This window comes from Ruegeria sp. R8_1, from assembly GCF_017743815.1.
GTDB classification, from domain to species: domain Bacteria; phylum Pseudomonadota; class Alphaproteobacteria; order Rhodobacterales; family Rhodobacteraceae; genus Ruegeria; species Ruegeria lacuscaerulensis_A.
In genome coordinates, this window is record NZ_JAGHRL010000011.1 from 35,783 (window position 1) to 54,063 (window position 18,281).

An 18,281-nucleotide genomic window follows, 5' to 3' on the forward strand; every position below is an offset into this window, starting at 1 on the left:
ATCAGATGAGGATGAAGCTACTTAAATGACTATACGGAAGTCGGGCAAGATACGTTGGGTTTCGCGTGCTCAGAGAATTTCAAAACTATGATAAATTAAAGGAGAATTAATATGACGTGCACACATGGCGATAGAGATCCCAATACCGCACCCGGACCATTTGCGGGGCTTCCAACAAGCCATGGCGAACCCGCTAGAGTTAAAATCCCTAAGTTAGCTCTTCCACTCGAGCTTAGGGTCAGGATTCATAACCAGTATATGACGGTTTCCGCGAGTGTGATGGCTGATAGGAAGACCTTTGGGCAACGGTCGTAGCGTGTCGCCACGCGCCTCCAATCCTTGAGCCTGCCGAACATGATCTCAATCCGGTAACGCCGTTTGTATCGGCGTTTGTCGTATTTGACCGGCGTCTTGCGTTGCTTTCGACCGGGGATGCAAGCGCGTACCCCCTTGTCTTTCAACGCGTCTCGGAACCAGTTGGCATCTTTGCCGCGATCCCCGAGCACCGATGTAATCACTAACCTGGCCAGCGGTGACAAAGAGGTTCAATGGCCGCCCTTTTCTGTCACATATGGCGTGCAATTTTGTATTCATGCCGCCTTTGGTTCTGCCAATCAGGCGGCCACGCCCCCCTTTTTGACGCCCAAACTGGACGCTGTAAGATGGGCCTTTAGATATGTGGCGTCGATCATAGCCGTTTTCTTTTCACCGTGCTCAGCAGCCAGACCGGCCATCATCCGCGCAAAGATGCCTTTCTCGCTCCAACGCTTCCACCGGCTGTAGAGCGTTTTGTGAGGTCCGTATTCCTTTGGGGCGTCCCGCCAGCGCAACCCATTGCGATTGATGAAGATAATCCCACTCAACACCCGTTTATCATCGACCCGTGGCTTGCCATGCGACTTCGGGAAGAAAGGGGAAAGCTTGGCCATCTGCTCATCTGTAAGCCAATAAAGGTCGCTCATTTCAACGCCCCGTTTTCGGAGCTGTGAATCACGCAGCGCAAAGAAAATCAATGCATCCTGACCGTAGGTGATGAACAATCGCGTGGTGAGTGTGGAGCAAGGCGTAATGTGACGGAGAGCAAGGATCACTTTACGGCTGAGGAGGCAAAGGGAATTGAAACCGCTAAAGAACTAGAGGGCTATCTAGGTTCAGGGCTCAGAGCCATTAGATGATTAAGGCGGTGAACTGAACTTGCAAACCGCGTATAGAGAGTGGTAGCTGGTCCGGAAAATTTTCGTTGCCAGAGGTGTTCTGTGCGTAAATCTACAGATACGCTGTCTTTCTACCTTCAAGGAGACCTGGTTCGTGGTCTTAAAAAGCATAACCTTGTCTATTTGACGAACCATAAAGTAGGGTCGACTTTTGTAATTAAACATATGTGGAACATTTCAGGGCAAAAGCTTCAGACTGATTTGTACAACCTTGAAAGCAACCCTTTTGAAAACACACTGGACTGCATCTCGCGATCGAGAAACGCGTTTGTTTTCACATTCGTTAGAAACCCATTTGCACGAGCGTTGTCTGTCTACAATCATAAAATAAATGCAGATATCGGACGTCGCGACGCTGTAACCTGGGCCAGTTTCTATAAATCATTTGGTCTTTCTGAAGATGCAAAAGTGTCTTTCGATGAGTTTATTGAATTGCTGTCTGAATCCGATGACTTAATTTATTTTAACCCACATTGGCGGCCCCAAAGTATTAACGTTTTGAATTCTTTCGTGACGCCCAATTTCTTGGGGCACGTCGAAACTATGGATGAAGATTTCGGTCAGGCGATGCTGGCAGCCGGAATAGACTACGCTGGGTTTCGGACAGGAGCTGTGAATAAGGGACCATCTGATACAAATCGTGCATTGAAGGACGCGCTGTCGAACCCATTGACAGTGGATAGGATCGCAAAGCTATATGGAACGGATTTTGAGGCCTACGGCTATTCAACCGACCCATTGGCTCCAACTGAAAGCTCAATGACGGCGGTGAGAACGGAAGGGAAACACCCTGCGTTGGCAAGTCTAGCGAATCTTGCAGTCGCTTTGGACCAGCGCCAGTTCCTGCCTCATGATGCCCAAAGTGAATTCGAATTGGTTGCGTACAGGCTTTGCAAAGCACTCTCTGGCTCGGACACAAACGAAGATATCCTATCGGACATAGATGAAGCGTTGCGCTTGCTGAATACGACAACTGCGGACACCCTGAAAGACTTGAACAGAGACTTGGATCAAGCGACGCGGTCGCTTAAGGCAAAAACTACGGATTACGATAAGATGTCGCAGCAGCTGGATCACTACAAAACCAATCTGGATCACTGCAAAAGATATCCGTGGAAATACCTTTTGGACTCCATAAAGTTGCGGCTGGATGGTGAAAACACGTAGCTGGTGGGCACTACTGTTTCAGACTCAACTTAAACTTCATTCAGAGTTGTTGCGGCCTACTATATGAGTATCTACAGCCGCCCCAACAACTCCTGCGTTGGCCAAGCATCCGCAGGCAATCCCAGCCGCGCCTGCTCGGCCTGCACGGCCGCCCGTGTGCCGGCCCCCAGAATCCCGTCGATCTTGCCCACGTCATGGCCGCGGGCCTGAAGTTTGCTCTGTAGTTGCTTCATTTGCGCGCCTGAAAGGCCCTGCGCCGGGTTACCTGCATCATAAATCTGCGCGCCCTCCAACCGCGTGCCGAAATAGGCGGCGGTCAGGACGTAGGTAAAGCTCTGGTTCCACTCGAAATAGACGTCGAAATTCGGATAGGCCAGAAAGGCAGGCCCTTTATGCCCCTGCGGCAGGATCAGCGAGGCGGGCAGGTTGGACAGCGACCCGCTGCGGGGCCGAACGCCCATCGCCTGCCATTCGGACACGGGGCGCGGTTTGCCGGGGCCGGACAGGGACCAGCCCATTTCGCTGGGTACCGTGACCTCTTGCAGCCATGGTTGACCCGGCTGCCAGCCAAAGCTCGACAGCATTTTTGCGCCCGACATCAACGCATCCGGGGCCGAGGTTTTCAGTGAAACCTTACCGTCCCCATCCCCGTCCACACCGTTTTCAAGAATGTCGCGGGGCAGCATCTGAACCATGCCGATTTCTCCGGCCCAAGCCCCGGTGGTGCGGGCGGGATCGAAATTGCCCTGCTCGTACAATTCGATGGCGGCGAAGATTTGAGGGCGAAACAGTTCGGGACGGCGGCAATCATGGGCCAGTGTGACCAGCGCATTGCGGGTGTTGAAATCGCCCTGAAACGTGCCGTAATCGGTCTCAAAGGCCCAGAAGGCCAGCAGTACGCCGCGCGAGATGCCGTATTCGCGCTCGATCCGCTCAAAAACCGCGTCATATTTGCGCGACATGGCTAGCCCGCGATCAATCCGGTTTTGCGAAATCAGGCGGCGCGAGAATTCAATGAACGGTTTCTGAAACACGCCCTGCGCGCGGTCGGCTTTCAGCACTGCATTGTCCTGTTGCACACCTTTGAAGAAGGCGTTGACGGTGGCGCGGTCATAGCCTTGCTGCGCGGCCTCGGATTTCAGATCCTTGACGAAACTATTGAATCCTCCGCCACATTGGGCAAAGGCGGGCGAGGTCAGCAGGGCGGTGGCCAAAAGGCCAGGAAGCAAGCGCATGAAACGGGTCCGTTACAGAATAAAGCTGAACCCAACCCACACCGACACGAGGCCAAGCGCAAGCCCCCAAACCCGCCATAGCATGTCACATGCGCGGAAAACCTCTGACGCGCCGATATCGCGAGGGGCGTCACCATTGACCCAGGCAAGATCGCGCAACTGCCCGTCATAACTGCGAGGCCCGGCAAGGGCGACGTTCAGGGCGCGGGCCATTGCGGCTTCGGGCCAGCCTGCATTGGGCGAGATATGGCGGTGCGCATCGGCGACCATCTCAGACCAGCGCGCCCATTGGCCTGATAGGGCTACGATCATCATGCAGGTCAGGCGGGCAGGGATCAGGTTCAGCAGGTCGTCCAGACGGGCGGCGGCCCAGCCGAAGTCTCGGTATTTGTCGGTCCGGTAGCCGATCATGCTGTCGGCCGTGTTAACGGCTTTGTAGACCAGCAGGCCGGGCAAACCGCCAATAAGAAACCAGAAGGCGGGCGCGATGACCCCGTCGCTTAGGTTCTCGGCCGCGCTTTCGATGGCGGATCGGGCAACTTGCGCCTGCGTCATGTCGCGCGTATCGCGAGAAACGATCATGGCGACCTGGGCGCGCCCCTCGGGCAGGGATACGCGCAATCCGTCTGCGACTGCGCGCACATGGGCCACCAGCGATTTTTGCGCCAGCAGGATGGCGCAGGCGATGATCTGGACCACCGCACCCAGCAAGCTTATCCCCCAACCGATCCCCAGCGCGCCTACGACCAGAAGGATGACCACACCAACGCCCTTCAGCCGCCGATGCGCCCCGTGGTTCAGGCGCTTGTCCAGCGCGCCGATCACGTTGCCGATCATGACCGCCGGGTGTTTGACGCGCGACCATAGCCAGTCTGGCTCACCTAAGGCAGCGTCCAGACATAGGGCGCAGACCAGCAGGAAGGCGGTGCTCACAGTGCGGCCTCAAGCCTGTCCCAGCCATCTGCAGGGGGCAGGCCCAGACGCAGATAGTTTTGGGAATAGGGGAAGATACGGCTCCAGATACGGGCGCGGGCCAGGCGGGTTTGCCATTGGGCAGCGTCCTCGACTTGATAGAGGCGGAACAGTGTGGTGCCGCCAGCAAGCTGCGCGCCCTTTGCGATCATAAGCGCATCCAGCCGAGCGGTGTCCGTCGTCAGGCGCTGACGGGTGGAATTGGCCCAATCGGGATCGGTCAGGGCGCGCTGACCGATGCGAAGCGCCGGCCCAGACACTGCCCAAGGGCCGGTCAGGTCGTTCAAGCGGGCGATCAGCAGTGGATCACCGATTGCAAAGCCCAGACGCAGCCCGGCCAGCCCCCAGAACTTGCCGAAGCTTTTCAAAACGATCACGCCCGGTCGCGCGGCCAGGTGGATCAGAGACGCCGCGGGAGTGACGTCACAAAAGCTCTCGTCAATTATGGTCAGCGGGGCATTCACGTCTGACTTGTCCCAATAGCGACCATCTGGATTGTTGGGGTGGACGATGACGCGGGCCTGGGCCGGTCCACCAGATTGAACTTTCCAGCCCTGCGCGGAAAAGGCTGCGGCATGTTCATTGTAAGTGGGCATGGTGATCTGAACGCGGCCTGTCGACGCAAGTGCGGGGATACGGGCGATCAGGGCCGATGCGCCGGGCGAGGGCAAAACGGCCGCGTCTGCCGGGACTGACCAGAAGTGTCGGGCGGCTTGCGACAGCTGTTCGAATGCGCCGTGATCTGGAAGGGCTGTCCAATCTTCATCGGCCAGCGCGGCTATGGGGTACGGATGAGGATTGATTCCGGTCGAAAGGTCGATCCAGTTCCCGCGCGCGCCGCCATAGGTCGCAATCGCTGCATCCAACCCGCCGCCGTGGTCTCGCGCAGCCCGTGGGTTCAAGTTTTTGTCAGAGCTTGTCATCTAGGTCCCGCCGGAATCGCGTATTTCCGGCTGTTTCAAGCGGATTTTCGCCGTTTTTACAAGCGAATCCGCACGGCCACGAAAAGCCGAAAACAGCGTTAACACTTTGTTAAGGAAATAACGTGATCACAAACCACAGGGATCGGCACTACTCACCACAACATGGGCCGAGGTTTTACGTATGAATGTTTTGATTGTTGAGAGTAACCCCGATCTGGGTCGGGTCTGGCAAAGGCATCTTGAACGACAAGGTGCCGAGGTGACGTTGGTCACTGGGCAAGAGGCTGCAATTCTTGCGCTCTATGGGGCTGAGTTCGATATCATCGTGCTCGATTTGGTGTTAGAGGCGGGCAGCGCGCTGGCCGTCGCAGATTTCGCCAGTTATCGCCGCCCCGAGGCACGGGTGATTTTTGTCACCAATACCACCTTTTTCTCGGACGGGTCGATCTTTGCCCACAGCCCTAACGCTTGCGCTTATGTGCAAAGCGCAACGCCGCCAGAGGATCTGGCGGCGATGGTCGAACACTACGCGGCGGGTCGCTGACCGCGTCCATGAGGTTCCATGAAGTCCAGCACCGGGTTGGTCGGGATGATGCGATGCGGATTGATGCTTTCGTGGCTATAGTGATAGTGGCGCACGATGTGCTCCATGTTGACCGTGTGTGCGACGCCCGGCCATTGGTATAGCTCGCGCGTGTAGGCCCACAGGTTCGGATAGTCGATCAGTCGCCGCCGGTTGCATTTGAAATGCAGATGGTAGACCGGGTCGAACCGGATCAGAGTGGTAAACAGGCGCCAATCGGCCTCGGTGACGCGGTCACCCATCAGATAGCGGCTCTGAGCAAGGCGCTGTTCGAGCCAATCCAGAGTATCAAATAGCGGTCCCACCGCACTGTCATAAGCGGTTTGGCTGGTGGCAAAGCCGGACTTGTAGACCCCGTTGTTGACGTCGGAATAGATGCGAGCGTTGACCTCCTCGATGTCGTCGCGCATCGCCTCGGGCCAATAGTCATCAGTGTTTCCGGTGATGCCATCAAACGCCGAATTGAACATACGGATGATTTCCGAGCTTTCATTGGAAACGATCGTCTCTTGCCGTTTGTCCCAAAGGATTGGCACAGTTACACGGCCGGAATAGGACGGATCCGCCTTGGTATAGACCTGATGGGCATAATCCAGCCCGTAAAGATCGTCGCCGGTCGCGCCGTTGTTATCCGTCTCGAAGGTCCAGCCTTTATCCAGCATATCCGGATGAACGACCGAAACCGAGATCAGGTCGTTTAACCCCTTGAGTTCGCGGAAGATGAGCGTGCGATGCGCCCAGGGGCACGCGTGGCTTACATAGAGGTGATATCGCCCCGGTTCCACATTGAACCCACCCTTGCCCGAAGGGCCGGGCGTGCCGTCGGCGGTCAGCCAGTTGCGGAACTGCGCCGCGCTTCGTTTGAATGCGCCACCTGTGGATTTGGTGTCATACCACGTGTCATGCCACTTGCCGTCGACCAACAGGCCCATCTGTATTCCTCCGCTTAGAGATTTATCGAAAGATAGGCGTTTGAGCGCGGTGTTCCTATGCGAGCAGGCGCGCAATTTGCCTGCGTTTGCGCACAGACCATGGCGCGTGCGCCCGCAACACTGTGATGAAGACTGGATTTAAAGTAACCGGTTTCACTAGATTTTTACGATTCAGAGCGCACAATAGTACTCACTGCCGGGGGAGTTTTTTGATGAGTACCTATGTTTCCAAGGAAATAAGCGCTGAACTGGACGCGGCTCGAATCGCGGGCCTGAAGAGGACGAGCCGTCTTCGTGTAGAATTTGGCGACAATACCTTCAAAATTTTAAGATTGTGGAAGGATGGTTTCACGGTTGAGGCTGAAACCACTCCGCAGCTGCGCGGTCTGGTCGATATCTATGACGGCGCGCGCCATTTGTACCAATGCCTGATCATCGCGGATGAAGCACAAGCGGGTGAAATGCGCTATGATTTCAAACGCAGCACTGCCGCAGCCGACAAAGCGCCGCTGGATTTCTACCGCGCGCCGGATGCGCCGATCGCGCTGTTGGGGCACGAGGACTAGGGGCGGATTTCTACGGTCGTCCCATTTGGCGTCAAACTCCAGAGCCGCGCCATTTCGACATTTGACAGGGCGATACAACCGGCAGTCCAATCATCGGGCAGGGATAGGCCTATAATTCCGTTTGGCTGTCCATGAATGAATATGTCGCCCCCAGATGAACGCCCTGAGCCCGCGCGCGGGCGATGTCTTTGGGGTTGGGGAAATTGATCCCAAGGGAAAGGTGATAGGCGCTTTGAGGATTGCGCCTGTCAATCTTGTACGCCCCAATGGGCGTTTTCCCGTCGTCCTCTTGCTGTTTGTCACCCTGCGGTGCAAAGCCCAGTGCGACATCTGAATGCATCACGACCGCCCCGTTCGCAGATGCGGTCAGTCGCCGGGCGGATTTTTCGATCAGGATGTGGTCGATCTGTGCGGCTTCGGGAACCATTGCTGGCGCGGGCGGACGTGGCCCGTATCGGTGCCACCCAACCCATGCTGCGCTGATCAGGCACAGCATATGAGTTGTCTTTAACGCCCGCCTCACTGCAAATCGGCAAAGGCGCGTTTAAGCCGCGCACAGGCGTCCTCTACACGGCTGCGTTGGGTGGCCAGGTTGAACCGCTCAAAGGTTTCTCCGCCCGCGCCGAAACCGGGGCCAGATGTGGTGGCGATTTTGGCATCCTGACGCAGGCGGCGAATGAATTCGGGGTGGTCCATTCCAGTTCCCGAGAAATCAACCCAGGCCAGATAGGTCGCCTGCAGAGGCATGGACCAAAGGCCGGGGATTTCCGCAATCGTTGCATCAAACAGACGGCGGTTGCTGTCCAGATGTACGATCTGCTCGTCGGCCCATGCGGCACCCTCGGGGGTGTAGGCGGCCGTGATCATCGCCACGCCAAGCGCACTGGGGTCGTAGTCCAGCGTCTGGATGCGGTTGCGCATGGCCGCGCGCAATTTGGGGTCTGGGATGATCATGTTGCCAGTGCGCTGACCGGCGATGTTGAACGTTTTGGAAGGTGCCGTCAGCGTTACGGTCCAGGGCCGCGCATCCCGGGCGGCCACGTCCATCGGGACAAACGTTTGGCCGGGATAGACCAGGTCATGATGAATTTCATCTGACACCAGAACCAGCCCATTCCGTTCGGCAAAAGCTGCAACGGCGCGCAGCTCATCTGGTGTCCAGACCCGCCCCGAAGGGTTCTGAGGCGAACACCACAATAGCATCTTTTCTGATCCGTCCAGCCGCGATTGCGCATCGTCCAGATCCACCCCATAGCTGTCGCCATCGCGCACCAATGGGCACTCTACCAACCTGCGCCCGGATTTGTTCACCTTGTGCGCAAACTCATGGTAAACGGGCGAAAAGATGACCACTCCGTCGCCCGGTTCGGTCCAGACGTCCAGACATAGGGCGATCGCGTTCCCCAACCCCTGTGAAGTCAGGACCCAATCGGTGTCGATGTCCCATCCATGACGGTTCTTCATCCACCACTGGACCGAACTCAGATAGTCCGGGTGCATCCAAGAATAGCCAAAAACCCCATGGTCCGCCGCCTGCCGCACGACATCGACAACACATGGCGCCGTGGGATAATCGGAATCGGCCGTCCACATGGCCAGCCCGTCATCCGGTGACACGCCGTAAAGGCGCTCCATCTTATCCCATTTAGAACTATTGGTGCCCCGGCGGTCGATCTGGTCGTTAAACGTCATGTTGTCTCCATCTGTCGGACGGAAAGCTAGTCACAATCGTGGCGGGTGCAAGGGGGGCGTTGCGGCGGGGGGCGCGATGGCCTAAATCAACGACATGAAACGCTCAATACTTATTCACCCCGATCCGCGCTTGAAAAAAGTTTGCGCCCCCGTTGCTGACATGACGGATGAACTGCGCAAACTGGCTGATGACATGCTGGAGACGATGTATGACGCTCCTGGTATCGGGCTGGCCGCACCGCAGATTGGCATCCTGGATCGGTTGATCGTGTTGGATTGCGTCAAGGAAGAGGGCGAGGCACCGCGCCCTCTGATCATGTTCAACCCCGAGATCGTGGCCTCTTCGGACGAAACAAATGTTTATGAAGAAGGCTGCCTGTCGATCCCCGAACAATATGCCGAAGTCACCCGCCCCAAAGTGGTAGAGGTGGCTTGGATGGATCGTGACGGTAACGCACAGCAAGAAACGTTTGATGACCTTTGGGCGACCTGCGTGCAGCATGAGATCGACCACCTGAACGGTAAGCTGTTCATCGATTATCTCAAGCCGCTGAAGCGCCAGATGATCACGCGTAAGATGCAGAAGTTGAAACGCGAAAAGGCCCGCGCATGACCGTTCGCACCTGCCTGCCTTGGCCCGACAAACGCCTGCGGACCAAGGCCGAGGACGTGGCCGAGATTACCGATGAAATCCGCGCCATCTGGGACGACATGATCGACACGATGGAGGCGATGCCTGGTGTTGGTCTTGCGGGCCCTCAGATCGGAGTGATGTTGCGGCTGGCCGTGGTGGATGGCTCGACCGAGCGTGGGCGTGCGGTGCGGTTGGCGAACCCGGAAATCCTGCACAGCTCGATTGAACTGCGCGAGCATGATGAAGCCAGCCCGAACCTGCCCGGTGTCTCGGCCAAGGTGAAGCGCCCGCGCGCGGTGACGGTAAAGTTCTTAAACGAACAGGGCATGATCGATCGTCGTGATTTTGTAGGGATTGAGGCCACCAGCGTGCAGCACCAGATCGACCACTTGAACGGTCGGATGTATTTCGACCGTCTCAGCAAGGTCAAACGCGATATGCTGCTGCGAAAAGCTAGAAAGCAGGGGTAGAAATGCGCATCATTTTCATGGGAACGCCCGATTTCTCGGTGCCGGTACTGGACGCGCTGGTCGAAGCCGGGCATGAGATCGCCGCTGTTTACTGCCAACCACCACGCCCGGCAGGGCGGGGTAAGAAAGACCGGCCAACCCCTGTTCATGCACGGGCCGAAGCGCTTGGCTTTGATGTTCGTCACCCGGTGTCATTAAAGTCGATCGAAGAACAAGAAGCCTTCGCAGCGCTAAAAGCGGATGTGGCCGTTGTCGTGGCCTATGGTCTGCTGTTGCCGCAACCCGTTCTGGATGCGCCTAAACAGGGGTGTCTGAATATTCACGCCAGCCTTTTACCGCGCTGGCGCGGGGCCGCGCCGCTGCAGCGCGCAATCATGGCGGGGGACGCTCAGACCGGCGTCTGCATCATGCAAATGGAGGCCGGACTGGATACCGGGCCGGTCCTTTTGCGACGTGCCACCGATATCGGGACGCAGGAAACCACGGCGCACCTGCATGACAGACTGTCAGAAATGGGTGCAGCGATGATTGTGGAAACGTTGGACACCTTATCGGACCTGACACCGGAACCTCAGCCCAAGGACGGAGTGACTTACGCGGCAAAGATCGACAAATCCGAGGCGCGTGTCGACTGGACCCGCCCAGCCGTCGAGGTCGACCGGCAAATCCGCGGCCTGTCCCCTTTTCCCGGCGCCTGGACCGAGATTGGAGGCGAGCGTATTAAGCTGTTGGCCTCTCGGTTGGCAGTGGGGCAGGGGCAGCCAGGTGAGCTGTTGGATGATACCCTCCGCGTTGCCTGTGGCGATGGCGCGATTGACCTGTTGCGCTTGCAGCGGGCTGGGAAAGCAGCGCAGGATGCAGCAACTTTCCTAAGGGGTTGGCCAGTCGCAGCTGGGACCAATTTAACGTCGGGGTAAAGTAGATGTTCATGGTCTTGATGGGAACGGTGGTTATCGCTGGCATCGTAGGATATCTGTCTGAGAAGACGGGATTTACCCACAATGGGTATCTGCCCTCAATCATCATTTGTGTGGGCGGAGCGTTCCTGTTTTACTTTGTCCGGATCATGTTCGGCATCAGCTTTGGGCCGCCTGGTTTTGATGCCGTGCTGTCCTCGATTGGTGCGCTCATCATCGTTCCGACTCATTGGAGGAAATAACGTGCCCGTCATCGCCCTGATCATCATCGGAGCTGCAGCCGGGTTTCTGGCGACCCGCCTGATGCGGATCGAGGCGGATATCCCCACAACCATGCTGATCGGCATTGTCGGCGCATTGGTGGGCGGGTTTATCCTGCGTGCCCTGATTGCCGTGGCGGGCTGGCTGTCGGGTTTTGTTGGCGCGGTTCTGGGCGCTTTGTTGGTGATCTGGATCTGGCAGAGATATCTGCGTCGCTGACCCCTTGACCTTTCAGGGCGAACCCGGCCAGATCGCCGGGAAATTCTATCCGAAAGGTGCCCCATGTCGCATGAGTTGAACCACGGTGACGTTGCCCTGATGGGCGTTCCGCTGGACCTGCATTCCTCGTTCCTGCAGGGGCCCGCTTTTGCCCCCGGCCGTATCCGCGAGGCACTGCATTCCGGAGCCGCCAACCTGACTGCCGAAGACGGCACCGATCTGGGCGCAACCGACCGGTTCAAGGATACGGGCGATCTGGACGTGTTCGAGATGATTGGACAGGAACCCATCGACCGGATCGAGGCCGGGGCCGCCGAACGCATCGCAACCGGCGCGCGGCTGTTGTCGCTGGGGGGCGACCACTCGGTCGCGTATCCGCTGATCAAAGCGCACTCAGAGCGGTATGAGGGGCTGAACATCCTGCATATCGACTCGCACCCCGACCTCTATGACAGCCAGCAGGTCGGCCCGCTGGGTCACGGTTGCCCCTTCGCGCGGGTGATGGAGACGTGTCAGATCAATCGTCTGGTACAGGTCGGTATCCGCACCATGAACAAACATCAGCAGGAACAGGCCGACAAGTTCGGCGTCGAAGTCATCGACATGCAAAGCTGGAGCCCGGATCTTGAGATCAGCTTTGACGGCCCGGTTTACCTCTCGCTGGATCTGGACGCGCTGGACCCGGCCTTTGCGCCCGGTGTTTCGCATCACGAGCCCGGTGGGCTGAGCACGCGTGAGGTGATCAACCTGATCCACCGTTTCAAGGGCCAGTTGGTTGGCGCGGATATCGTCGAGCTGAACCCCCACCGCGATCCCTATGGGATCACCGCGATGGTGGCGGCGAAATTCGTCAAGGAAATTGGCGGGCGTCTGCTGTCGCGCTGATCCTAACGCGCGTCACATTGGGCGGCTGATCCCAGACGGGGTGCGCCACCCGTGGTCATTTCGAACCGGTCAGCCTCGGACGCGCTCATCCAGTGCATCCCTTCGGACGGGGCGGCGTCCAGCGTGTACCAGTAGAACGCCTCATCCACGCCGATATCTTCGAAATAGTCCAGATATCGGTCATGTTCCGGGTCGTCCTCGGGGATCTCGGTGGCGACGATGTTCCAGCCGCCCCAACTGTGGACGCCGACGCAGGCTCCGGGCTCCAGCACGCGGCGCTTCCCTGCCAGAAACAGGTCGGTTCCGCCCGAAGCGATCAGCCCGTCTGAGGGCACAATCGTATCGAAGCCTTGTTCGTGGACCACGCGGGAAAAAACCACATTCGCGTCGTCGTCCATCGAGCCTTCGATATAGCTTAACACCAGTGTTTTTGCGTCGGGGTTTCGCTGGGTGACCTCAAGAAACGCATCCAGCGTCGTATGGTCGATCGTACCTGTGGCCACGATTTGATCTCCCTGCGCGGCAAACTGCATGGGGTCATATTGTTGACCGCAGCCAGCGAGGGCGGCGAGTCCGGCGATGACGATACAAAATGCAGGTTTCATGCGTAGAGGTCCTATTCAAACACGCGGTGGGCGGCTTTTGTAGACAGGCAGTTTCCAACCAAACAGCAATGACCCCGCCCGCAAGGCCCAGCAGACCAGCGCGCACGAGGCCAGAACGGCCAGATCGTCCAGCCCAAGGCGGCTGGCTGCAACAGCGGTCAGCGCCCCGGCAAAGGCGCACGAGACATAAAGTTCGCCCTGTTTCAGCACCAGAGGCACTTCGTTGCAGACCACATCGCGCATCAACCCGCCCAGACATCCGGTGCTGATCCCCATCAACACGACGATCACGCCCGACTGCCCCAGCGACAAAGCGGTGGCTGATCCGGCTGCGACGGCGATTGACAGTGCAAAACTGTCCAGCCAGATCAACCAGTTATAGCGGCTTTCCACCAGATGTGCGGTGAAGAACACCAATACGGCGGCGGCCACTGCGATCAGGATGTAATCCGGTTGTCCGACCCAGAAAACCGGGTCGCGGTTTAGCAGCAAGTCACGGACAGTGCCGCCACCCACGGCGGTCAGGCTGGCGATAAAGGCAAAGCCCACCAGATCCAGCTGCGCCCGACTGGCCACCAGCGCCCCGGTCAGTGCGAACACAAGAACCGAGGCATAGTCGAGCAGCGCCAGCCAGCTCATGCCTGTGTCTTTTTTGGCTTGAACGGGGCCATGCCGGCGCGGGCCAGTTCATCGGCCTTCTCGTTTTCAGGGTGGCCCGCGTGGCCTTTGACCCATTCCCAGGTCACGTCATGACGAGTTTGCGCCTCGTCCAGGCGCTGCCACAGATCGACATTCTTGACAGGCTTCTTGTTCGAGGTTTTCCAGCCGTTCCGCTTCCACCCGAAAATCCACCCTGTGACGCCGTTTTTCACATAGGCGCTGTCTGTCACAACGGTGATCTTCGAGGCCCGGTCCAACGTTTCGAGCGCGCTGATCGCAGCCAGCAGCTCCATGCGGTTGTTTGTGGTCTCGGCCTCACCGCCGCTGAGTTCCCGCTCTTTCAGGACATTGTCGCCATCCATCGCGCGCAAAAGGACGCCCCAGCCGCCGGGGCCCGGATTGCCGGAACATGCGCCGTCGGTATAGGCAAACAGCTCAGGCATGGGCCAACACCAGAATGAAACCGTCATACGAGCCCGCAAGCCCCGCACCCACGCCCGTGGTGATCCAGTCGATGGTGAATCCGGTCTGGGACAGCGCCTCTTCGATTTCAGTCTGCGAGAAATAGGTGTAACGGCGGTCCAGATCGTCGCGATGTTCACCAGTCCCGAGTTTTAATCCCAGGAAAAAGACCCCTGCGGGTTTCAGCGCCTTGTGGATGGCTGACAGGTGTCGGGGGAAATCGGCGCGAGGGGCATGTAACAGCGAGAAACTTGCGTAGACTCCATCATACTCGGCCTCTTCGGTCACGTCGTCGAACGTCCCCAGTTGAGCGTCCACGCCGTTTTCACGCGCGTGTTCGACAAAAGCGGGTGTGGCGTCGATGGCGCGGACGCGCAGACCTTGCCGTTGTAGAAAGGCGCTGTCCGATCCCGGGCCGGCCCCGAGATCCAGTACGTATCCACCTTCCACGACCGCTTCTGCAAAGGCCATGCGGGCTTCGATCTGTTCAGGGGGTAGGGGAACACTGAGGTAATCAGCGACGCGCGAGGAATAGGCCTCAATCGTTCTTTTGTCGGTCACAAGTATACTCCAACGGCAAGGCAGACCAGAACGACGGCTGTCAGCAACATGCGCAGACGCATCCACCAAACCGGCGTCAGTCGCCAGTATGAGAACACAGCGTCCAGCAAAAGTAACCCGGCAAAGCCCCACATCAGGTTGGTACCTGCCGCGACGGGGCCACCGCCCGTTTTGAAAAAGGCCCAAAGCGCGGGGAGAACGGACAACAGATAGCAGGTCGCAGCCTTACTGCCCGATGTCTTCGTCGCAAACCCCCACAAAACGCCAGACATAAAGCTGAGGATGATCGAGCCGTAGAACAGTTGAACGTAAGGCCCCACGAAACGGGACCCCAGCGCCTGTGTGCCCCAGGCATGCAGATCATCGTTCAGGTAAGTCAGCGCCCCCCAGACGAAGGGGATCAACCCGGCCAGCCCCAGAACCAAAGGGGCGCGTGGAATACCGCTCATGCCGGTTCGCGCAAAACGCGCGGGACTTTGAATTCGACGTTTTCAACCGCTGTTTCGACCAATTCGACCGTTACATCAAAATGATCTCGGAATGCGTCGATCACTTCATTCACCAAGACCTCTGGGGCAGACGCACCAGCAGTGATCGCGACCGAGGAAATCCCTTCCAAGGCGCGCCAGTCGATATCTGTCGAACGCTGTACCAGTTGCGCATAGTTACACCCGGCGCGTGCGGCAACTTCGACCAGACGACGTGAATTGGACGAATTGGGTGCCCCCACAACCAACAGCGCATCGGATTTGGGGGCCACAGCTTTGACAGCTTCCTGTCGGTTCGTGGTCGCGTAGCAAATGTCTTCTTTGTGTGGGCTGACAATGGCTGGAAACCGCGCCTGTAGCGCTGCGATGATGTCCTTGGTGTCATCAACGGACAGGGTCGTTTGCGTTACAAAGGCCAGCTTGTCGGGATCACGCACAGCGACGGTGGCGACGTCTTCGACGGTTTCGACCAGTAGAACCTCGCCCTCGGGCAGTTGCCCCATTGTGCCGACAGTTTCGGGGTGCCCTTTGTGACCGATCATGATCATCTGCAACCCGGCCTCGGCATGGCGCTGCGCTTCGACATGGACTTTGGACACCAGCGGACAGGTCGCGTCGACGTAGATCATCTCGCGCTGGGCAGCTGCTGCAGGTACCGATTTTGGAACGCCATGAGCCGAAAAAATTACCGGCCGGTCATCGGGGCATTCATCCAGTTCTTCGACGAACACCGCACCTTTATCACGCAGCCCGTCCACCACGAATTTATTGTGCACGATCTCGTGGCGCACGTAGACCGGAGCGCCCCATTTCTGTAGCGCCATTTCCACAATCTTAATCGCCCGGTCTACACCGGCGCAGAACCCACGCGGTGCTGCCAGATACAGCGTCAGGGATGGCTTTGTCATGTCACGTTCTCCTTAAGGCCACAGGTAGGTCTTTTCCTCGCCATGGTCCAGACAGGACAGTGTCATTCATCTGACATGAATCAATGCTATCAAACAGATGTTTCATCACCTGTTTCTAGTTTAAGATGCGCGGTCAGGGCATCAACCCTGACCGCGTTCTTTATCTTTTGGTGTTTGGCGCGTGTTACTGACCGCTTGCAGCCACGCTGCGCGGTTCCATCGGAATGTCACGCGGAGGGCGGCCGATCACATCGCGCAGGTCTTCAAGCTCGATGAAGTTGTCGGCCTGGCGGCGCAACTCATCCGAGATCATCGGAGGCTGGCTGCGAATAGTCGACACAACTGAAACGCGCACGCCCTGACGTTGCAGACTTGCTATCAGAGGGCGGAAGTCCCCATCGCCCGAAAACAGCACGATGTGATCAACGCGCGGTGCCAGTTCCATGGCATCGACGGTCAGTTCGATATCCATGTTTCCTTTGACTTTCCGACGCCCCATGCTGTCGGTGTATTCTTTTGCCGGTTTCGTCACCATGGTGAAGCCGTTGTAATGCAGCCAGTCGACCAGGGGGCGGATGGGCGAATACTCGTCATTTTCCAAAAGCGCTGTGTAGTAAAAAGCACGAAGCATCTTCCCGCGGCGCATGAATTCCTGACGCAGCAGTTTGTAGTCGATGTCAAATCCAAGTGCTTTCGCGGCCGCATAAAGATTCGAGCCGTCGATGAACAGCGCTAGCCGTTCGTCTTTATAAAACATAAATAGGTCCTTCCGGTATCTACCAGAACGCCGGGTGTTACGTGAGTGAGCTAGGAAATTGGCGGCGCGCTGATACGCCTATAATTAGGGCATTTAATGTGTATCGCAAGTATGCAATTCGCCGAATATAGGGAATAGTATGTGCAAATTTACGTCAGAATCGGTCATTGCATTGGGCGCAAATCTCAATTTGAGAGGCTGCGGACCCAAGGTGACACTAGAACAGGCAATTGACGCAATTTCACGTCAGGGCTTGGTGATTCGCGCCGTCAGCCGATTCTACGAGACCCCCTGTTTTCCAGCGGGTGCTGGACCGGATTACGTGAACGCGGCTGTTTTGGTCGACACGGACAAGTCAGCTGCAGACTTGTTGCAACTGCTGCATGAGGTCGAACACGAATTCGGGCGCGAACGAATACAGCGCTGGGGGATGCGGACGTTGGATCTGGATTTGGTATGTTTCGGCGACCAAGTGCTTCCGGATACATCAACCTATAACCAATGGCGGACGCTGCCCTCACAAAAACAGATGCAGCAGGCGCCGGACCAGTTGGTCCTGCCGCATCCGCGTCTTCAGGATCGCGCTTTCGTGCTGGTGCCAATGGCTGATGTCGCCCCGGATTGGTACCATCCCGTGCTAGGTCTGACGGTCCGGGAAATGGTGGCAGCCCTGCCGGCCGAAGATATTGCCGCCGTCACCCCTTTGTGATCAGTGCATTTGCGGCATTTCCTGCTTGTCAATGCAGGGATTCGCCCTTAGATAAACCTCTTCCTGACATGGATTCAGAAACGGAGAGCGCCCCATGGCCCGCGTGACGGTAGAAGATTGCGTAGACAAGGTACAAAACCGGTTTGAGCTGGTGATGCTTGCCGCCCATCGTGCGCGTGAGATTTCCGCAGGTGCTGCGATCACTGTGGACCGCGACAATGACAAAAACCCGGTTGTATCGCTGCGCGAAATCGCCGACGAAACCCAAAGCGCCGATGAACTGCGCGAACGCCTGATCGAGGCCAACCAGACCCAGATCGAGGTTGATGAGCCCGAAGAGGATCAGATGGCGCTGCTGATGGGTGCGGAATCCGACAAGCCCGCAGATGATGACATGTCCGAAGAGAAGCTGCTGCGCGCTCTTATGGAGGCTCAAGGCCAGGGGTAATCCCCAAAAACGA

At 57.6% G+C, this 18,281-nt stretch carries 25 protein-coding genes and 1 pseudogene; 11 read left to right on the forward strand and 15 right to left on the reverse strand.

Annotated features, from left to right (window positions below; all coding sequences use genetic code 11):
* Positions 1-245: 245 nt before the first annotated feature.
* Positions 246-962 (reverse strand): annotated as a pseudogene (locus J7380_RS19255) (IS5 family transposase).
* A gap of 294 nt (positions 963-1,256) precedes the next feature.
* Between J7380_RS19255 and J7380_RS19260 the strand changes: the two are divergent.
* Positions 1,257-2,381, forward strand: coding sequence for a sulfotransferase family 2 domain-containing protein (locus J7380_RS19260; RefSeq protein WP_209198150.1), 1,125 nt, complete (start codon positions 1,257-1,259; stop codon positions 2,379-2,381).
* A gap of 71 nt (positions 2,382-2,452) precedes the next feature.
* Here J7380_RS19260 and J7380_RS19265 read toward each other — a convergent pair whose 3' ends face one another.
* The 3 genes from J7380_RS19265 to cobD are packed head-to-tail and all read right to left on the reverse strand — an operon-like array spanning position 2,453 to position 5,511.
* Complete coding sequence (locus tag J7380_RS19265; RefSeq protein WP_209198152.1) at positions 2,453-3,616, reverse strand: lytic murein transglycosylase; 1,164 nt, start codon at positions 3,614-3,616, stop codon at positions 2,453-2,455.
* 12 nt (positions 3,617-3,628) lie between these two features.
* Complete coding sequence (cbiB, locus tag J7380_RS19270) at positions 3,629-4,549, reverse strand: adenosylcobinamide-phosphate synthase CbiB (protein ID WP_209198154.1); 921 nt, start codon at positions 4,547-4,549, stop codon at positions 3,629-3,631.
* Positions 4,546-5,511: a threonine-phosphate decarboxylase CobD gene (cobD, locus tag J7380_RS19275; protein ID WP_209198156.1), complete on the reverse strand. Its 966-nt coding sequence runs from the start codon at positions 5,509-5,511 to the stop codon at positions 4,546-4,548. The genes cbiB and cobD overlap by 4 nt, the downstream gene beginning before the upstream one ends.
* A gap of 181 nt (positions 5,512-5,692) precedes the next feature.
* On the opposite strand from cobD, the gene J7380_RS19280 reads away from it, so the two are divergent.
* Positions 5,693-6,055 (forward strand): hypothetical protein, encoded by a 363-nt coding sequence (locus J7380_RS19280; RefSeq protein ID WP_170756081.1) that lies wholly within the window; start codon positions 5,693-5,695, stop codon positions 6,053-6,055.
* On the opposite strand, the gene J7380_RS19285 is transcribed toward J7380_RS19280, so the two are convergent.
* A complete protein-coding gene (locus J7380_RS19285; protein WP_209198158.1) occupies positions 6,037-7,026 on the reverse strand; it encodes a glutathione S-transferase family protein in 990 nt (329 codons plus the stop codon). The genes J7380_RS19280 and J7380_RS19285 overlap by 19 nt on opposite strands.
* A 212-nt stretch (positions 7,027-7,238) precedes the next feature.
* On the opposite strand from J7380_RS19285, the gene J7380_RS19290 reads away from it, so the two are divergent.
* Complete coding sequence (locus tag J7380_RS19290) at positions 7,239-7,592, forward strand: hypothetical protein (protein WP_209198160.1); 354 nt, start codon at positions 7,239-7,241, stop codon at positions 7,590-7,592.
* On the opposite strand, the gene J7380_RS20555 is transcribed toward J7380_RS19290, so the two are convergent.
* From J7380_RS20555 to J7380_RS19300, 3 genes are read right to left on the reverse strand one after another with little or no spacing between them, the layout of a single operon-like run.
* Positions 7,589-7,735: a L,D-transpeptidase gene (locus J7380_RS20555; RefSeq protein WP_348539132.1), complete on the reverse strand. Its 147-nt coding sequence runs from the start codon at positions 7,733-7,735 to the stop codon at positions 7,589-7,591. The two genes, J7380_RS19290 and J7380_RS20555, sit on opposite strands and share 4 nt — an antisense overlap.
* Positions 7,702-8,088, reverse strand: a complete 387-nt coding sequence (locus J7380_RS20615; RefSeq protein WP_348539130.1) for a L,D-transpeptidase family protein — start codon at positions 8,086-8,088, stop codon at positions 7,702-7,704. Before J7380_RS20615 ends, J7380_RS20555 begins: the two co-directional genes overlap by 34 nt.
* A 23-nt stretch (positions 8,089-8,111) precedes the next feature.
* Positions 8,112-9,284, reverse strand: a complete 1,173-nt coding sequence (locus tag J7380_RS19300; protein ID WP_209198162.1) for a PatB family C-S lyase — start codon at positions 9,282-9,284, stop codon at positions 8,112-8,114.
* 94 nt (positions 9,285-9,378) lie between these two features.
* Here J7380_RS19300 and def (J7380_RS19305) point away from each other — a divergent pair, with 94 nt between their 5' ends.
* The 6 genes from def (J7380_RS19305) to speB all read left to right on the forward strand — a co-directional run bounded on the left by def (J7380_RS19305) (position 9,379) and on the right by speB (position 12,670).
* Complete coding sequence (gene def, locus J7380_RS19305) at positions 9,379-9,897, forward strand: peptide deformylase (RefSeq protein ID WP_209198164.1); 519 nt, start codon at positions 9,379-9,381, stop codon at positions 9,895-9,897.
* Positions 9,894-10,388, forward strand: coding sequence for a peptide deformylase (gene def, locus J7380_RS19310; RefSeq protein WP_209198171.1), 495 nt, complete (start codon positions 9,894-9,896; stop codon positions 10,386-10,388). Before def (J7380_RS19305) ends, def (J7380_RS19310) begins: the two co-directional genes overlap by 4 nt.
* 2 nt (positions 10,389-10,390) lie before the next feature.
* Entirely contained in the window at positions 10,391-11,305 is a 915-nt protein-coding gene (gene fmt, locus J7380_RS19315) for a methionyl-tRNA formyltransferase (protein ID WP_209198174.1), read from the forward strand.
* 5 nt (positions 11,306-11,310) lie between these two features.
* Positions 11,311-11,547 carry a hypothetical protein gene (locus tag J7380_RS19320; RefSeq protein ID WP_170756075.1) on the forward strand — a complete coding sequence of 79 codons (237 nt, stop codon included), beginning with the start codon at positions 11,311-11,313 and terminating at the stop codon, positions 11,545-11,547.
* A gap of 1 nt (position 11,548) precedes the next feature.
* Complete coding sequence (locus J7380_RS19325) at positions 11,549-11,785, forward strand: GlsB/YeaQ/YmgE family stress response membrane protein (protein WP_170756074.1); 237 nt, start codon at positions 11,549-11,551, stop codon at positions 11,783-11,785.
* A 63-nt stretch (positions 11,786-11,848) separates the two neighbouring features.
* The gene (speB, locus tag J7380_RS19330; protein WP_209198176.1) at positions 11,849-12,670 is read left to right on the forward strand and encodes an agmatinase; all 822 of its coding nucleotides are present in this window, start codon (positions 11,849-11,851) and stop codon (positions 12,668-12,670) included.
* Between the two features lie 2 nt (positions 12,671-12,672).
* Here the strand turns inward: speB and J7380_RS19335 are convergent, their stop codons facing one another.
* The 7 genes from J7380_RS19335 to J7380_RS19365 all read right to left on the reverse strand — a co-directional run bounded on the left by J7380_RS19335 (position 12,673) and on the right by J7380_RS19365 (position 17,111).
* Positions 12,673-13,275, reverse strand: coding sequence for an alpha/beta hydrolase (locus J7380_RS19335; protein WP_247742657.1), 603 nt, complete (start codon positions 13,273-13,275; stop codon positions 12,673-12,675).
* 15 nt (positions 13,276-13,290) lie between these two features.
* Positions 13,291-13,914 (reverse strand): trimeric intracellular cation channel family protein, encoded by a 624-nt coding sequence (locus J7380_RS19340; RefSeq protein ID WP_209198178.1) that lies wholly within the window; start codon positions 13,912-13,914, stop codon positions 13,291-13,293.
* On the reverse strand, positions 13,911-14,378 hold the full coding sequence (gene rnhA, locus J7380_RS19345) for a ribonuclease HI (protein WP_209198186.1): 468 nt from the start codon (positions 14,376-14,378) through the stop codon (positions 13,911-13,913). The genes J7380_RS19340 and rnhA overlap by 4 nt, the downstream gene beginning before the upstream one ends.
* Positions 14,371-14,958, reverse strand: a complete 588-nt coding sequence (locus tag J7380_RS19350) for a class I SAM-dependent methyltransferase (protein ID WP_209198189.1) — start codon at positions 14,956-14,958, stop codon at positions 14,371-14,373. The genes rnhA and J7380_RS19350 overlap by 8 nt, the downstream gene beginning before the upstream one ends.
* Positions 14,955-15,407, reverse strand: coding sequence for a DUF3429 domain-containing protein (locus tag J7380_RS19355; protein ID WP_209198191.1), 453 nt, complete (start codon positions 15,405-15,407; stop codon positions 14,955-14,957). Before J7380_RS19355 ends, J7380_RS19350 begins: the two co-directional genes overlap by 4 nt.
* Entirely contained in the window at positions 15,404-16,354 is a 951-nt protein-coding gene (gene ispH, locus J7380_RS19360) for a 4-hydroxy-3-methylbut-2-enyl diphosphate reductase (protein WP_209198193.1), read from the reverse strand. Before ispH ends, J7380_RS19355 begins: the two co-directional genes overlap by 4 nt.
* 184 nt (positions 16,355-16,538) lie before the next feature.
* A complete protein-coding gene (locus J7380_RS19365; protein WP_170356738.1) occupies positions 16,539-17,111 on the reverse strand; it encodes an NYN domain-containing protein in 573 nt (190 codons plus the stop codon).
* A gap of 139 nt (positions 17,112-17,250) precedes the next feature.
* Between J7380_RS19365 and folK the strand changes: the two genes are divergently transcribed.
* Both folK and rpoZ read left to right on the forward strand, forming a co-directional pair.
* Positions 17,251-17,820, forward strand: a complete 570-nt coding sequence (gene folK, locus J7380_RS19370) for a 2-amino-4-hydroxy-6-hydroxymethyldihydropteridine diphosphokinase (protein WP_209198195.1) — start codon at positions 17,251-17,253, stop codon at positions 17,818-17,820.
* 94 nt (positions 17,821-17,914) lie between these two features.
* Positions 17,915-18,268, forward strand: coding sequence for a DNA-directed RNA polymerase subunit omega (rpoZ, locus tag J7380_RS19375; RefSeq protein ID WP_170356736.1), 354 nt, complete (start codon positions 17,915-17,917; stop codon positions 18,266-18,268).
* Positions 18,269-18,281 lie beyond the last annotated feature (13 nt).

What these genes read in the sequence shown, in the direction of transcription:
- J7380_RS19280 (WP_170756081.1), top strand. Translation starts at nt 5,693, where the DNA reads ATGAATGTTTTGATTGTTGAGAGTAACCCCGATCTGGGTCGGGTCTGG.
- J7380_RS19265 (WP_209198152.1), bottom strand. Translation starts at nt 3,616, where the DNA reads ATGCGCTTGCTTCCTGGCCTTTTGGCCACCGCCCTGCTGACCTCGCCC.
- J7380_RS19320 (WP_170756075.1), top strand. Translation starts at nt 11,311, where the DNA reads ATGTTCATGGTCTTGATGGGAACGGTGGTTATCGCTGGCATCGTAGGA.
- J7380_RS20615 (WP_348539130.1), bottom strand. Translation starts at nt 8,088, where the DNA reads ATGCTGTGCCTGATCAGCGCAGCATGGGTTGGGTGGCACCGATACGGG.
- def (WP_209198164.1), top strand. Translation starts at nt 9,379, where the DNA reads ATGAAACGCTCAATACTTATTCACCCCGATCCGCGCTTGAAAAAAGTT.
- J7380_RS19340 (WP_209198178.1), bottom strand. Translation starts at nt 13,914, where the DNA reads ATGAGCTGGCTGGCGCTGCTCGACTATGCCTCGGTTCTTGTGTTCGCA.
- folK (WP_209198195.1), top strand. Translation starts at nt 17,251, where the DNA reads ATGTGCAAATTTACGTCAGAATCGGTCATTGCATTGGGCGCAAATCTC.
- J7380_RS19335 (WP_247742657.1), bottom strand. Translation starts at nt 13,275, where the DNA reads ATGAAACCTGCATTTTGTATCGTCATCGCCGGACTCGCCGCCCTCGCT.
- J7380_RS19365 (WP_170356738.1), bottom strand. Translation starts at nt 17,111, where the DNA reads ATGTTTTATAAAGACGAACGGCTAGCGCTGTTCATCGACGGCTCGAAT.
- ispH (WP_209198193.1), bottom strand. Translation starts at nt 16,354, where the DNA reads ATGACAAAGCCATCCCTGACGCTGTATCTGGCAGCACCGCGTGGGTTC.
- def (WP_209198171.1), top strand. Translation starts at nt 9,894, where the DNA reads ATGACCGTTCGCACCTGCCTGCCTTGGCCCGACAAACGCCTGCGGACC.
- speB (WP_209198176.1), top strand. Translation starts at nt 11,849, where the DNA reads ATGTCGCATGAGTTGAACCACGGTGACGTTGCCCTGATGGGCGTTCCG.
- fmt (WP_209198174.1), top strand. Translation starts at nt 10,391, where the DNA reads ATGCGCATCATTTTCATGGGAACGCCCGATTTCTCGGTGCCGGTACTG.
- rnhA (WP_209198186.1), bottom strand. Translation starts at nt 14,378, where the DNA reads ATGCCTGAGCTGTTTGCCTATACCGACGGCGCATGTTCCGGCAATCCG.
- J7380_RS19355 (WP_209198191.1), bottom strand. Translation starts at nt 15,407, where the DNA reads ATGAGCGGTATTCCACGCGCCCCTTTGGTTCTGGGGCTGGCCGGGTTG.
- J7380_RS19285 (WP_209198158.1), bottom strand. Translation starts at nt 7,026, where the DNA reads ATGGGCCTGTTGGTCGACGGCAAGTGGCATGACACGTGGTATGACACC.
- J7380_RS19290 (WP_209198160.1), top strand. Translation starts at nt 7,239, where the DNA reads ATGAGTACCTATGTTTCCAAGGAAATAAGCGCTGAACTGGACGCGGCT.
- J7380_RS19300 (WP_209198162.1), bottom strand. Translation starts at nt 9,284, where the DNA reads ATGACGTTTAACGACCAGATCGACCGCCGGGGCACCAATAGTTCTAAA.
- cobD (WP_209198156.1), bottom strand. Translation starts at nt 5,511, where the DNA reads ATGACAAGCTCTGACAAAAACTTGAACCCACGGGCTGCGCGAGACCAC.
- rpoZ (WP_170356736.1), top strand. Translation starts at nt 17,915, where the DNA reads ATGGCCCGCGTGACGGTAGAAGATTGCGTAGACAAGGTACAAAACCGG.